This window comes from Nocardioides cremeus (assembly GCF_030518195.1).
Lineage (GTDB): Bacteria > Actinomycetota > Actinomycetes > Propionibacteriales > Nocardioidaceae > Nocardioides > Nocardioides cremeus.
Window position 1 is genome coordinate 1 of record NZ_JAULSC010000040.1, and the last position, 13847, is coordinate 13847.

Below are 13847 nucleotides of genomic sequence, written 5' to 3' on the forward strand. Positions count from 1 at the left end.
GCGCCGTCGGGGTGGTCACCCAGCGCACCGAGATCCTTGCCGGCACCCTCGCCGAGAACATCGCGCTCTTCGCGGCGGGCTCGCGCGAGGCCGTCGAGGGCGCGGTCACCGAGCTCGGCCTCGACAGCTGGGTCTCCGGGCTGCCGCAGGGCCTCGACACCCCGCTCGGGCCGGGCGGCACCACCCTGTCCTCCGGCGAGGAGCAGCTGGTCGCGTTCGCCCGGCTGCTGGTGCGCGACGTGCGCGTGGTGGTGCTCGACGAGGCCACCGCCCGGATGGACCCGGTCACCGAGGCCCGGGTCGTGCGCGCTGCCGACCGGCTGCTCGCCGGTCGCACCGGCCTGCTGGTCGCCCACCGCCTGGGCACCACCGAGCGGGCCGCCCAGGTGGCGGTGCTCGAGGCCGGCCGGGTGGTGCAGCAGGGCCCGCGCGCCGTGCTGGCCCGCGAGCCCGGGGCGTTCCGCGACCTGCTCGAGGCCTCCGCCCACGAGCACGCCCACGAGCACGCCCACGAGCACGAGCACGACGACAGCCACGCCGCGGCGCACCAGGCCGCTCGCGACGCCGACCTCGGCAGCACGCGGCGTACGGGCGAGGCGCCGGCGCAGCCGACCCTGCGCCCCCTGCCCAGCCTGACCCGCACCGTGTGGAACGCGCTGCTGGTCGAGCCCCGCTGGGGCCTGCTCGGCGCGCTGCTGTTCACCTTCTCGGCCACCACCGGCGCCTTCGGCGCGGTCACCGGCTGGATCTGGGGCCTGCTGGTCGAGGACCTGCAGCAGGGCGGGCGCCCGTGGGGCCTCGTCGGCGCGCTGGTCGCCTCGCTGATGGTGGCGCCGCTGCTGCTGGCCTGGGCCTTCAAGGTCTACCCGCGCTGGTGGATCGCGGTGATGCTGCGGGTGCGCGCCACGGTGCTGCAGGGCCAGACCGAGCAGCAGCGGCTGACCCGCACCCCGCCGGGCGAGGTGGTGGCCAGGGCGATGGACGCCGACCGGCTCGCGCGCTACGCCGACCGGTGGGTCGACTTCGTCAACGGCCTGGTCATCGTGGCCCTGACCGCGGTGCTGGCCCGCAGCCTGCTCGCGGGCGCGGTGCTGCTCGCGGTGATGGTCACCTCGGCGCTGGCCTCCTCGCTCGGACGCCGGGTCGCCGGCCGTTCGGCCGCGGCCTCGTCGGCGGCCCGTGCCCGCTTCGGCCGCTCGCTGGTCTCGGCACTGGAGTCGGTGCGCACCGTCAAGCTCGCCGCCGCCACCCCCGACGTCCACCAGCACCTGCGCGACGTCGACCACGGCCGCGTCGAGGCCGCGGTCAAGGAGCACCGGGTGCAGGCGCTGCTCGACGGCGTGCCGATCGTGATGGTGCAGCTGGGCTTCGTCGCCGCCTGGGCGGTCTACGTCGCCGACGGCTGGGGCCTGGCCACCGCGCTGCTGGTCGGCAACGCCGTCGCCGGCTTCGACTGGTTCGGCCGGGTCGCCGGCTCGGTGGTGACCGAGGCGCCGGGCACCCGCGCCTGGATGCACGAGACCAGCCGCCTGGCCGGTGGCGGCGACCTGATGGCCGAGCCGCCCGGCGTCGACCTGGTCGCCGGCGCCTCCCCCGCGCCCGCCGCGCCGGCCCGTGAGCCGCTGCGCACCCTCGAGGTGCGGGGCCTGACCGCGGTGCACGACGACGGCACCGTCGGCGCCCACGGCATCGACCTGCGCGTCGAGCGCGGCGAGCTGGTGCTGCTGCTGGGCCAGGTCGGCTCCGGCAAGTCGAGCCTGCTCTCGGCGCTCGCCGGCCTGGTGACCACGCGGGGTGAGGTGCGCTGGAACGACCGGGCGCTGACCGACCCCGAGACCGAGCTGCGCCCCGGACGGGTCGCCCACGTGGCCCAGGTGCCGCGGGTGCTCTCGGGCACCTTCCGCGACAACATCCGCCTCGACCACGCCGACCGGCGGGTCGAGCCGGCGGTCGCCGCCGCTCGTCTGGAGCGCGACGTGGCCGAGGCCGGCGGCGTCGACTCGCTGGTCGGGCACCGCGGCGTACGGCTCTCGGGCGGGCAGGTGCAGCGGGTCGCCCTGGCGCGCGCACTGGCCTGCGACGCCGAGGTGCTGCTGGCCGACGACGTCTCCTCGGCGCTCGACGCGGCCACCGAGATCGAGCTGTGGGAGTCGCTGCGCGAGCGCGGCACCACCGTCATCGGCGCCACCTCCAAGACCGCCGCCCTGGCCCGCGCCGACCGGGTGGTGGTGCTGGTCGACGGCACCGTGGCCGCCACCGGACCGTGGTCACAGCTGGCCCCCCGCTGGCGCCACCTCGCCGGCTGACCCGGCCCCAATGTCGCGCTGACCCGGCCTCAATGTCGCGCTGACCCGGCCGGGATCTCGCGTCGAGTCGGCCCGGACCTGCTGGCGGGAGGTTCGGGCCGGGTCGGCGCGAAGTTCAGGCCGGCTCGACGCGAAGTTCAGGCCGGGTCGGGGGGAAGTTCGGGCCGGGTCGGGGGGAAGTTCGGGCCGGGTCGCGCGGGGAGGTGAGGTCCGGGGGTGGGCGGCGTGGCAGTCTCGACGACATGAGCCTCCACGTGGTCATCGCCGGCTCGTCCGGCTTCCTCGGCACCCACCTGCGACAGGCGCTGCACGAGCGCGGGCACCGCGTCACCCGGCTGGTGCGCCGCCCCACCAGCGAGGAGGACGCCTCGACGTGGGACCCCTACGCCGGCGTGGTCGACCGTGACCTCGTCGGTGGCGCCGACGTGGTGGTCAACCTGGCGGGGGCGCCGCTGATCGGCAACGTGCACTCCGACAAGTGGGCCCGCGAGGTCCGCGAGAGCCGGGTGCGCACCACGCGGCTGCTGGCCGAGGCGATCGCCGGGGCGGAGCGGCCGCCGGCGTACCTGGCCGGCAACGGCATCGCCTTCTACGGCGACCACGGCGACCAGCTGCTCACCGAGACCTCCGGCAGCCGGGGCGACGCACTGCTGACCGACGTGAGCCGCGAGTGGGAGGCGGCGGCGGCCCCGGCGGCCGCAGCCGGCTCGCGGGTGTGCGTGCTGCGCACCTCACCGGTGATGGATCGCCGCAGCCCTCCGATGAAGCAGCTGGTGCCGCTCTTCAAGCTCGGCCTGGGCGGCCGGCTGGGCAGCGGACGCCAGCACATGGCGATGATCTCGCTGCGCGACTGGGTCGGCGCGGTGGTGCACCTGGCCGAGCACGACAGCGCGGCCGGACCGTTCAACATGTGCTGCGAGACGACGCCGACCAACGCCGAGTTCACCGAGACCCTGGCCTCGGCGCTGCACCGGCCCAGCTTCGCGACCGTGCCGGCTCCGCTGCTGCGCCTGGGCGCCGGCAAGATGGCGCCCGAGCTGCTCGGCTCCCTCAACGTGCGCCCCGAGGCGCTCCTGGCGGCCGGCTACACGTTCCAGGACCCCGACGTCGCGGCGGTCGTCGAGACCGGCCTCGCCTCCCGGGACTGAGTCCCCCGGCCTATCACCAGCCCAGCAGGCGCACCGACGCCATTCGCCACCCGTCGTCGCCGCGCCGCAGGACCAGCGCCCGGGTGGTCGGCCGGTCCCGCGGCAGCACCCGTCGTACGCCGCTGCCGACGGCGACCGCGCCCGCCAGCCGGTCGGTGACCCGCAGGACCAGCCGACCCGGCCCGTCGCGCAGCACCTCGAGCGCCAGCACCTCCACCCCCATCCCCCGCACCCGCAGACCCCGCTCGAGCCACGCGTCGAGCATCCGCAGGTCACGTGCCCCGGCCAGCGAGCCGGCGGTGTAGAGGTCGGCGAGCCCGGCACGGTCGCCGCGGCGCCAGGCCGCGGCGCGGCTCTCGTCCCACGCGGCCAGCACCGCCCGGGCCCGCCGCTCCCCCGGCCCCTCCGCCGAGCCGGCTGCCCCCGGAGCCACGGGCTGTGGCCCCGCCGCGGCCGGACCGGCCAGGAGCACCAGCAGGACAACCGCAGCGAGGGCACGGACGAGCCGGGACGAGGAGCGCATGACCTCCTCCTTCCCCCCGTGGCCGCCGCCCACCACGCTGTCCACAGGCGTAGGCTCGCGGGCATGAGCGAGGCGGCGTACGGGCAGGAGAGCGTGCAGTTCGAGGTGGCCGGTCTGGGCCCCGACGCGGTCGACTACCTGGCCGCCTGGGAGCTGCAGCGCGAGGTGCACGCCCAGGTGGTCGCCGGCGAGCGGCCCGGAACCGTGCTGCTGCTCGAGCACCCGCCCACCTACACCGCCGGCAAGCGCACCGAGGCCCACGAGCGACCCCTCGACGCCGGCGGCGCACCGGTGATCGACGTCGACCGGGGCGGCAAGATCACCTTCCACGGCCCCGGCCAGCTGGTCGCCTACCCGATCGTGGCGCTGCCCGACCACGTCAAGGTCGTCGACTTCGTGCGCCGCATGGAGGAGGCGATGATCGCCACCTGTGCGCACTTCGGGGTCGAGACGGCACGGGTGCCCGGACGCAGCGGCGCCTGGCTGCGCGCCGACGAGCGGGCCGGCGAGCGCAAGATCGGCGCCATCGGCATCCGCGTCAGCCGGGGGGTGACCATGCACGGCATCGCGCTGAACTGCGACGTCGACCTCGGCTGGTACGACCGGTTCGTGCCCTGCGGCATCGCCGACGCCGGGGTGACCACGCTGAGCCTCGAGACCGGGCGGCGCGTCGGCGTCGAGGAGGCGCTGCCGGTGCTGCGCACCCACCTCGCCGAGATGCTCGCCTGGGACGACTACCGACCGACCCCCGACTACGAGCCGCGCCCCGAGCCGGGCCGCGCGCCGCGCATCGAGCTGGTCACGCCCGGCGCCTGAGCCGCACCGACGGCGCGCCGCGAAGGCAAAAAGCCGCGGCTCTGCCACGCTCGGCGCCGTGAGCACGACGAACGGCCTCGCGGTCGACACTGGGCACGACCTGGTCATCGAGACCACCGCGCTGCGCAAGGAGTTCCGCACCCGCAAGGGGCAGACCCGCGTGGCGGTGCAGGGCCTCGACCTCGCGGTGCCCGCCGGCGGCGTGCACGGCTTCCTGGGCCCCAACGGCTCGGGCAAGACCACGACCATCCGGATGCTGCTGGGCCTGGCGCGCGCCACCAGCGGCACGATGCGCCTCTTCGGGCGCCCGGTGCCCGACGAGCTGCCGGCCGTGGTCGGTCGCGTCGGGGCGGTCGTGGAGTCGCCGAAGTTCTCCCCCAACCTGACCGGTCGTCAGAACCTGCTGCTGCTCTCGCGCTCGATCGGCGCGCCCGACACGCGTGTCGACGAGGCGGTCGAGACGGTCGGGCTGACCGGCCGCGACGGCGACCGGTTCCGCTCCTACTCCCTGGGCATGAAGCAGCGCCTCGCGATCGCCGCCACCCTGCTCAAGGACCCGGCGCTGCTGATCCTCGACGAGCCGACCAACGGGCTCGACCCGGCCGGCATCCGCGAGATCCGCGACACCATCCGCGACCTGGGCGAGCGCGGCGTGACCGTGCTGCTCAGCTCGCACATCCTCGCCGAGGTGCAGCAGGTCTGCACCTCGGCCACGATCATCGGCAACGGCCGGCTGCTGGCCTCCGGCACCGTGGCCGACCTGCTGGCCGGGGGTGCGGCGTACCGGGTGGACGTGGCGGCGCCCGACGCGGCCAGGCGGCTGCTCGAGGCGGCCGGGCACCCGACCAGCCCCGGACCCGACGAACGCTCGTTCCTGGTCGAGACCGAGGAACCGGCCGAGGTCACCCGGCTGCTCGGCGAGGCCGGCATCTGGCTCGAGGGCCTGAGCGCCCAGCGCCAGGACCTCGAGAGCTACTTCCTCGAGCTCACCGCCGCCGACACCCTGGGCCAGACGGGCCAGACGAGCATGGGCGGCGCGGCATGAGGGCGCTGCTGCGGGTCGAGGCCACCCGGCTGCGCTGGCGCCGAGCGGTGGTGCTGCTGCTGGTGGCCGCGGTCGCGCTCCCCGCGCTCATCCTGGCCTCGGTCGCGTGGAGCACCCGCCCGGTCTCCGAGGCCGAGCAGGACCAGATCCTCTCGCAGCGGTACGCCGCCAAGGAGGTGCGCCGCTGCGAGCGCGACCCCGAGAACTTCCTCTACCCCGCGCCGGTCTCGACCGACGCCGCGCAGGTCGAGCAGGCCTGCCGCGCCCAGATCCTCCAGTGGTACGGCGGGCGCGCCACGCTGCGTCTCGAGGCCGAGACCCGCGAGGGGTCGCTGCTGGGCGTCGTGGCCGTGGTCGGCCTGCTGATGCTGCTGATGGGCACCACCTTCGTGGGGCACGACTGGAACTCGGGGTCGATGAGCAACCAGCTGCTCTTCGAGCCGCGCCGGGCCCGGGTGTGGGCCGCCAAGGCCGCGGTCGTCACGCTCGTCGGCGCCCTGGTCGCCGGCACCGTGCTGGCGGCGTACTGGACCGGGCTGTGGGGGCTGGCCGCCTCGCGCGACCTCGCCACCGGCGGCGGTGTCGTCGGCGACGGCTTCGAGCTCGTCGCACGAGGGGCGCTGCTGGCCGCCGCCGGCGCCCTGGGCGGCTACGCACTGACCATGCTCTTCCGCAGCACCGTGGCCACGATCGGCGTGCTCTTCGCGGTCTCGGTGGTGGGCGGCACCCTGATCGGCCTGCTCGGCAGCGCCGGCGGCAGCACCGAGCGCTGGCAGCCGCAGCTCAACGTGCTGGCCTTCGTGACCAACGAGCTGCGCTACTACGACGAGAGCGACCTGCCCGAGGAGTGCTTCACGGGCCGGGGCGGCTCGGGCGAGGAGTGCAACGGCGAGCGGGTGCTCACCGCGACCGACGGCGGGCTCTACCTCGGCGCGCTCCTGCTGGGCGCCGGCGCGCTCTCGCTGGGCTCCTACCGGCGCCGCGACGTGCCCTGACCCGAGCGTCCGGCAGCACTACCGGCGGGTACCCCACCGACTCGGCCGCGGCTGGGCCCGCGGCGTACAGTCGAGCGCGTGACACAGGCACCTGCACCCGAAGGCCGCAAGCTCCTCCGACTCGAGGTCCGCAACGCCGAGACCCCCATCGAGCGCAAGCCGGAGTGGATCAAGACCCGCGCCAAGATGGGCCCGGCCTACAAGGAGCTGCAGAGCCTGGTCAAGGGCGAGGGGCTGCACACGGTGTGCCAGGAGGCCGGCTGCCCCAACATCTTCGAGTGCTGGGAGGACCGAGAGGCCACCTTCCTCATCGGCGGCGACCAGTGCACGCGTCGCTGCGACTTCTGCCAGATCGACACCGGCAAGCCGCAGCCCCTCGACCGCGACGAGCCGCGCCGGGTCGCTGAGTCGGTGCAGAAGATGCAGCTGCGCTACGCCACCATCACCGGCGTCGCCCGCGACGACCTGCCCGACGGCGGTGCCTGGCTCTACGCCGAGACCGTCAAGGTGATCCACGAGCTCAACCCCGACACCGGTGTCGAGAACCTGATCCCCGACTTCAACGGCAAGCCCGACCTCCTGCAGGAGGTCTTCGAGAGCCGTCCCGAGGTGCTGGCCCACAACGTCGAGACCGTGCCGCGGATCTTCAAGCGGATCCGCCCCGCGTTCCGCTACGAGCGCTCGCTCGACGTCATCACCCAGGCCCGCGACTTCGGCCTGGTGACCAAGTCGAACCTGATCCTGGGCATGGGCGAGACCCGCGAGGAGGTCAGCCAGGCCCTGCGCGACCTGCACGAGGCCGGCTGCGAGCTGATCACGATCACCCAGTACCTGCGCCCCTCCGCGCGCCACCACCCCGTCGAGCGGTGGGTCAAGCCCGAGGAGTTCGTGGAGCTGAAGGACGAGGCCGACGAGATCGGGTTCTCCGGCGTCATGTCCGGACCGCTGGTCCGTTCGTCGTACCGGGCCGGGCGGCTGTACCGTCAGGCGATGGAGGCGCGAGAGGGCGCCACCGTCTGAACCCCGCCCGCGGGTCGCACCCCGGGCCGACCCGAGTGAGGCACGCTTCCGCATGGCCAAGCAGACCGACGCGTCGTCGATGAACCGCCGCCAGCAGTTCGCCGAGACCTACCGGATCACCAAGAGGACCGACCCGCGCATCGGGCTGTGGCTCCTGCTGACGTTCCTCGTCACCGGTGTCCTGGGATTCTTCATCTTCAAGATCCTGCCCGGCAGCGGCGCGATCGAGTGGGTGCTCTCGGTCATCGGCGGCATCATGACCGGCACCCTGGGCGCGCTGATCCTCTTCAGCCGCCGCGCGCAGGCCTCGGCCTACAGCCAGATGGAGGGCCAGCCCGGCGCCGCCGCGGCCTCGCTCAACATGCTCAAGCGCGGCTGGCACGTCGAGAACGCCGTGGCCTTCAACCGCCAGCAGGACGTCGTGCACCGGGTGGTGGGCCCTCCGGGCATCATCCTGGTCGGCGAGGGCAACGGCACCCGGCTGCGCGCGCTGATGGCCGGTGAGCGCCGCAAGCACGCGCGGGTCGCCTCCGAGACGCCGGTGCACGAGATCGTCGTGGGCCGCGAGGAGGGCCAGGTGCCGCTCCCGAAGCTGATGAAGAAGCTGCGCAAGATGAAGCGCGAGGTCCGCCCCGCCGACATCACCGACATCCGCAACCGGCTCAAGGCGCTCGACGCCAGCCGCCCCGCGGTGCCGCTGCCCAAGGGCCCGGTGCCCACCAGCATGAAGGGCATGCGCCAGAACATGCGCGGGCGCTGAGCCGGGCTCAGCTCATCTGGGTCATCGAGCCCATCATGTCGTCCATCGTGGTGACCTGGCCGGGCGGCGGCGCCTCGATGTCGACGTCGGCGCCCCAGTCGTCCATGCGCATCTCGGTCGAGCCGAGCTCGCCCATCTCGATGACCATGCGGCGCACCCGGCCGTCGTCGTCGAACCAGGTGTCGGACTGCATCTGCTCCGGCATCATCGACCTCGGGACGCCCTGCATGCCCTGCATCCCCTCGAGCGCGGCGCTCGGGTCGAGCGTGGCGGAGTAGCGCTCCATCGACTCGCCGTCGACGTCCTCCTCGCCGACGAAGGTGACGCTCTCCAGACCGGCCCGCATCATCTCGGCCTGCTTCGAGGGGTCCATCGAGTCGGTCATCATCGGGCCCAGCGGGTTGCCGGGCTCGTCGAGGTCCATCGACAGGTACTTGCCGCCCAGGTCGGGCACCTGCATGTACATCACGTTGTCGACCATGATCATCTCGATCGGCTCGTCGCCGATCTCCTCGGACCGCATCGTCATCCGCATCGCGGGCGTCTTCGCGGTGTAGTCGAGGACGCCGTCGGCGCTGATGCTCATCCCGGACGTCTCGGTGGTCATGGTCATGCTCGCCGAGGTGGCGTCCTCGAAGGCGGCCGTCACCAGGGCCACGAAGTCGTCCTCGGGCACCGGCTCGCCGGCCTCGAGGTCGTCGTCCTGACCGGTCTCGTCGTCGGCCTGTTCCTCCAGCTGGGCCGAGGCGCTGCTGGTGTCCTCGGCGCTCTCGTCACCCCCGCAGGCGGCCATGCCGCCGAGAGCCAGGGACAGGACGGCGGCGACGGCCGTGCGCCGCCAGGTCGGGGTGCGCTTCATGGTGGGACCTCTCGAGCGGGGAGCTGTCCCCCCAGTCTTCACCTCCCGGCAAGCCGGCGAAACGTCTGCACGGTGACGGTGCTGGTGCCGGCGGCGATGTCGTGCAGGCCACGGCCGTCGGGGCGGAAGACCAGCGGCGGGATCACCAGCGCCACCAGCAGCTGGCGGGCCAGGGCCTGCAGCAGGCCTGGCGGGCGCGGGTCGCCGTGCGGGCGCACCACCCGCAGCCGGGTGACGATCTTGCCGAAGGAGCCGCCGAGCAGCGCGGTGAACAGCGCCGACTCGAGCACGAAGACGCCCAGCACGATGAAGCCAGATGCCGGATCAGCGTCGGGGCCGTACACGGGGGTGAACAGCCTGACGGCGAGCATGCAGGCGGCCCAGTCGACGGCCAGGGCCAGGAACCGGCGTGCCCAGGAGGCGGTCTCGACGCTCGTCGCGCTGGGCTGGCTGCTGGGGTGGCTCACCCCGACAGCCTAGAGACCGGCCCCCCGGAGAGCGGCCCACGGTCGACTTGGACGTCTGTTACATGGGGGAAACACGTCCGATACGGTCTGGAAACTGCCTCACTCGTAGGGTGAGCGCATCGTCCGAGGCATCGTCGCCACGGGTGTCCACTCTCAGATCTGCCGGTCGTCCGACGGGGACGACCAAGGAGGACGAATGTTCCAGAACAGCGAGGAGCTGCTCAAGTACATCAAGGACGAGGGCGTCGAGATGGTCGACGTGCGCTTCTGCGACCTGCCCGGTGTCATGCAGCACTTCACGGTCCCGGTGTCCTCGTTCGACCAGTCGGTCTTCGACGACGGCCTGGGCTTCGACGGCTCGTCCATCCGCGGCTTCCAGGCCATCCACGAGTCCGACATGTCGCTGTTCCCGGACCCGACCACGGCCTACATCGACCCCTTCCGGGCCGCGAAGACCCTGGTGGTCAACTTCTTCATCCACGACCCGATCTCGGGCGAGGCCTACTCGCGCGACCCGCGCAACATCGCCCGCAAGGCGATGGCCTACCTGGCCACCACCGGTGTCGGCGACCAGGCCTTCTTCGCTCCCGAGGCCGAGTTCTACGTCTTCGACAACGTGCGCTTCGAGACCAAGGCCAACGCCGGGTTCTACGAGATCAACTCCTCCGCCGGCGCCTGGAACACCGGTGACGCGTTCGAGAACGACAACCGCGGCTACAAGGTGAAGTACAAGGGTGGCTACTTCCCCGTCGCACCCACCGACCACTTCGGCGAGCTGCGCGACGAGATGGTCATCGAGCTCGAGCGGGCCGGCCTGCAGGTCGAGCGCGCCCACCACGAGGTCGGCACCGCCGGCCAGGCGGAGATCAACTACCGCTTCGACGAGCTGCTCAAGGCCGCCGACGACGTGATGAAGTTCAAGTACATCATCAAGAACACGGCCTGGCGCAACGGCAAGACCGCGACCTTCATGCCCAAGCCGATCTTCGGTGACAACGGCTCGGGCATGCACGTGCACCAGTCGATCTGGAACGAGGGCGAGCCCCTGTTCTACGACGAGACCGGGTACGGCGGCCTGTCCGACATGGCGCGCTACTACATCGGCGGCATGCTCAAGCACGCCCCGTCGCTGCTGGCCTTCACCAACCCGACGGTGAACTCCTACCACCGCCTGGTGCCCGGCTTCGAGGCCCCGATCTCGCTGGTCTACTCCCAGCGCAACCGCTCGGCCTGCGTGCGCATCCCGATCACCGGCGCGAACCCGAAGGCCAAGCGCGTCGAGTTCCGCTGCCCCGACCCGTCGGCGAACCCCTACCTCGCCTTCTCGGCGCTGCTGCTGGCCGGCCTCGACGGCATCAAGAACAAGATCGAGCCGCCCGCCCCGGTCGACAAGGACATCTACGAGCTCCCGCCGGACGAGATGGCCGACATCGACCAGGTCCCGACCTCGCTCAACGCCGTCCTCGACTCCCTCGAGGCCGACCACGAGTTCCTGACGGCCGGCAACGTCTTCACGCCCGACCTGATCGAGACCTGGATCGACTACAAGCGCACCAACGAGATCGCGCCCGTGCAGGCCCGCCCGCACCCGCACGAGTTCGAGCTGTACTACGACATCTAACCGGGCCTCCGGCTGCGGTCATTCAGCAACGCCGAACGACCGCAAAGAACAGCCGCTGACCTGCACAAACGCCGCCGAGCGACCTTTTGGTCGTTCGGCGGCGTTTGCTGTTGGTAGCCGCTCTTCTGTTACAAATTCGGTACAAATTTCGGGAGCCCCATCGCCTGCCACACGGTCCGCAGGGACCTTTCCTGTTAGGTCGCAACCCGTGTCGGTTGCCCCACCCACCAGCCTGGCATCGCACAGCTCGGCGACCACCGCGGCGATGCCCGAGTCATCTTGCTGCCACATCATCTCCATCGACGTGATCGCTCCCACGCCGCCGTCGGACATAGGTGCCCGTAGACCAACTGTCCGTCAACGCCGCGAGGAGGGGCTTGATGATGGCAACGAACTCGAACGTGCCGGCTATGGAACCAGGAGTCTTGACTGAGCCCCGCGGGGTGGTGGGCTTTGAGGTGATCCTCGGTGCCTACGCGTCGCTGCTCTCGATGGCGGCGACGGAGTCAGTATCGCTGGTGTCGTAGAGCTTGGCCATGGACCCCTCGGACAGGTAGCGGCGGTCACCGGCGATCCACTCGTCGTGCATGTCGATCAGCACCGCTCCGACGAGCCGGATGACCGCGGCGGCGTTGGGGAAGATGCCCACGACCCGGGAGCGGCGCTTGATCTCCTTGTTGATCCGCTCGAGGGGGTTAGTGGACCAGATCTTGCGCCAGTGCTCGCGCGGAAACGCAGTGAACGCCAGCACCTCGGCCTTCGCATCGTCCATCAGGGGACCGAGCTTGGGGAACCGGGCGGCGAGCTCGTCGCGGGTCTTGTCCCACGCCGCGTGGACGTCCTCGGCGGTGGGCTGGGCGAAGATCATCCGGAACGCGGTGGCCACGAGCTCGGCCTGGACCTTGGGGACGTGCGCGAGGAGGTTACGCGCGAAGTGGACCCGGCACCTCTGGTGCGCGACACCCTGGAACGCCCTGTTCAGGGCTGCGACGAGGCCGGAGTGCTGGTCGCTGATGACGAGCTGCACACCGGCCAGGCCGCGTTGCTTGAGGCTGAGCAGGAAGCTGCGCCAGAAGACCTCGTCCTCGCTGTCGCCGACGTCGAGGCCGAGGATCTCCCGCTCCCCGGTGGCGGTGACGCCGGTGGCGACGACGACGGCCATCGACACGACCTGCCCGCCCTTGCCTGGGGCGTTGCGGACGTGGAGGTAGGTCGCATCCAGGTAGATGTAGGGGAACTCGACGTGGTCCAGCGTGCGAGTGCGGAACGCGCCGACGGTCTCGTCCGGGCCCGCGCAGATCCGCGACACCTCCGACTTCGAGACCCCGGTGCCGCCCATCGCTTCGACCAGGTCGTCGACGCTGCGGGTCGAGATGCCGTGGACGTAGGCCTCCATCACCACCGCGTAGAGCGCCTGGTCGATGCGGCGGCGAGGCTGGAGGATGATCGGGAAGAACGACCCCTTGCGCAGCTTGGGGATTCGCAGCTCGACGTCGCCGGCCTTGGTGGTCAGCATCCGGGGCCGGTGGCCGTTGCGCTCGGTGACACGGTCCTCGGTGCGCTCATACGGTGCGGCACCAATGCGTTCGGTGGCCTCGAGCTCGATGAGCTCCTGGGGCTGATCGCTGAAGGCGTGGCCTACATGGAAGCCAACCGCCGGTTGGGGGTGTCGTTCGGTCCTGGGCTGCGGTGGTGGGCGAAGTTCGCTCCCGTGGACTTTCCCAAAGAGCTGTTCAACACCGGTCGCACCGGAGGACTACGCGGGTGCCCAGCGCCGCCGACGCCAGGCACTGCGGGGCCCGGTGGCCGTCGGCCGTTGAGTGAGGCCGATCGCGCGGTGATGGCGGTGTGCCGGGCCAGGGGCATGTCGCTGCGCGAGATCGGTGTCCTGGTCGGTCGCCACCACTCGGTGGTCGGGCGCGAGCTGGCCCGCAACGCCGGGGGGGTGTCACATGGTCTGTGTAAGGGGTCGGTCCTGAAGGAGGACCAAGATGACGGCTGTGACCACTGAGAACGATGGGGCGGGCGTGACGACGACAGGCGCCGGCGAGCGGCCGAGTCGTGCTGCTGCTCGTCGCGTCGCACGGGCTGAGATGCCGGGCTACAAGGCCGCCGCCGAGCTGGCCGAGTCCGGTGCGTTGGACGGGCTGTTCGCCCAGATCGATGCGAGCGTGTCAAGTTTTCTGTGTAAGGCGGCCGATCTCTTTACTTTGTGTTGGGCTTACAGGTGGGGGTTGATGCGGTCGGGGTAGGCGATCGCGAGTTGGGCGAGGGCCTGCTTCCAGTT

The 13847-nt window shown here is 71.9% G+C and carries 13 protein-coding genes and 1 pseudogene; 9 read left to right on the forward strand and 5 right to left on the reverse strand.

Annotated elements, in window-relative coordinates; all coding sequences use genetic code 11:
• Together QWJ41_RS20195 and QWJ41_RS20200 are read left to right on the forward strand one after the other, a co-directional pair.
• On the forward strand, positions 1 to 2306 hold a 2306-nt coding region (locus QWJ41_RS20195), incomplete at its 5' end, for an ATP-binding cassette domain-containing protein (RefSeq protein WP_302710268.1).
• A 242-nt stretch (positions 2307 to 2548) separates the two neighbouring features.
• Complete coding sequence (locus tag QWJ41_RS20200) at positions 2549 to 3454, forward strand: TIGR01777 family oxidoreductase (RefSeq protein WP_302710269.1); 906 nt, start codon at positions 2549 to 2551, stop codon at positions 3452 to 3454.
• 13 nt (positions 3455 to 3467) lie between these two features.
• Here QWJ41_RS20200 and QWJ41_RS20205 read toward each other — a convergent pair whose 3' ends face one another.
• A complete protein-coding gene (locus tag QWJ41_RS20205) occupies positions 3468 to 3977 on the reverse strand; it encodes a hypothetical protein (protein WP_302710270.1) in 510 nt (169 codons plus the stop codon).
• Between the two features lie 63 nt (positions 3978 to 4040).
• Here QWJ41_RS20205 and lipB point away from each other — a divergent pair, with 63 nt between their 5' ends.
• The 5 genes from lipB to QWJ41_RS20230 all read left to right on the forward strand — a co-directional run bounded on the left by lipB (position 4041) and on the right by QWJ41_RS20230 (position 8613).
• Entirely contained in the window at positions 4041 to 4793 is a 753-nt protein-coding gene (lipB, locus tag QWJ41_RS20210) for a lipoyl(octanoyl) transferase LipB (protein ID WP_302710272.1), read from the forward strand.
• Positions 4794 to 4851: 58 nt separating this feature from the next.
• Positions 4852 to 5838, forward strand: a complete 987-nt coding sequence (locus QWJ41_RS20215; RefSeq protein ID WP_302710273.1) for an ABC transporter ATP-binding protein — start codon at positions 4852 to 4854, stop codon at positions 5836 to 5838.
• Positions 5835 to 6833 carry a hypothetical protein gene (locus QWJ41_RS20220; RefSeq protein ID WP_302710274.1) on the forward strand — a complete coding sequence of 333 codons (999 nt, stop codon included), beginning with the start codon at positions 5835 to 5837 and terminating at the stop codon, positions 6831 to 6833. Before QWJ41_RS20215 ends, QWJ41_RS20220 begins: the two co-directional genes overlap by 4 nt.
• Positions 6834 to 6911: 78 nt before the next feature.
• On the forward strand, positions 6912 to 7853 hold the full coding sequence (gene lipA, locus QWJ41_RS20225) for a lipoyl synthase (protein WP_302710275.1): 942 nt from the start codon (positions 6912 to 6914) through the stop codon (positions 7851 to 7853).
• Positions 7854 to 7905: 52 nt separating this feature from the next.
• A complete protein-coding gene (locus QWJ41_RS20230) occupies positions 7906 to 8613 on the forward strand; it encodes a DUF4191 domain-containing protein (protein WP_302710276.1) in 708 nt (235 codons plus the stop codon).
• Between the two features lie 7 nt (positions 8614 to 8620).
• Here the strand turns inward: QWJ41_RS20230 and QWJ41_RS20235 are convergent, their stop codons facing one another.
• On the reverse strand, positions 8621 to 9472 hold the full coding sequence (locus tag QWJ41_RS20235) for an SCO4651 family lipoprotein (protein ID WP_302710277.1): 852 nt from the start codon (positions 9470 to 9472) through the stop codon (positions 8621 to 8623).
• Between the two features lie 38 nt (positions 9473 to 9510).
• Positions 9511 to 9939 (reverse strand): RDD family protein, encoded by a 429-nt coding sequence (locus QWJ41_RS20240; RefSeq protein WP_302710278.1) that lies wholly within the window; start codon positions 9937 to 9939, stop codon positions 9511 to 9513.
• A 196-nt stretch (positions 9940 to 10135) separates the two neighbouring features.
• Between QWJ41_RS20240 and glnA the strand changes: the two genes are divergently transcribed.
• Positions 10136 to 11560 carry a type I glutamate--ammonia ligase gene (gene glnA, locus QWJ41_RS20245; RefSeq protein ID WP_302710279.1) on the forward strand — a complete coding sequence of 475 codons (1425 nt, stop codon included), beginning with the start codon at positions 10136 to 10138 and terminating at the stop codon, positions 11558 to 11560.
• A gap of 18 nt (positions 11561 to 11578) precedes the next feature.
• Here glnA and QWJ41_RS20250 read toward each other — a convergent pair whose 3' ends face one another.
• Positions 11579 to 11893 (reverse strand): hypothetical protein, encoded by a 315-nt coding sequence (locus QWJ41_RS20250; protein WP_292605050.1) that lies wholly within the window; start codon positions 11891 to 11893, stop codon positions 11579 to 11581.
• 139 nt (positions 11894 to 12032) lie between these two features.
• Positions 12033 to 13175: pseudogene (locus tag QWJ41_RS20255) on the reverse strand (IS256 family transposase); the annotation flags it as partial.
• Positions 13176 to 13202: 27 nt separating this feature from the next.
• Between QWJ41_RS20255 and QWJ41_RS20260 the strand changes: the two are divergent.
• Positions 13203 to 13571, forward strand: a complete 369-nt coding sequence (locus QWJ41_RS20260; RefSeq protein ID WP_302710280.1) for a helix-turn-helix domain-containing protein — start codon at positions 13203 to 13205, stop codon at positions 13569 to 13571.
• The last annotated feature ends 276 nt before the right edge of the window (positions 13572 to 13847 follow it).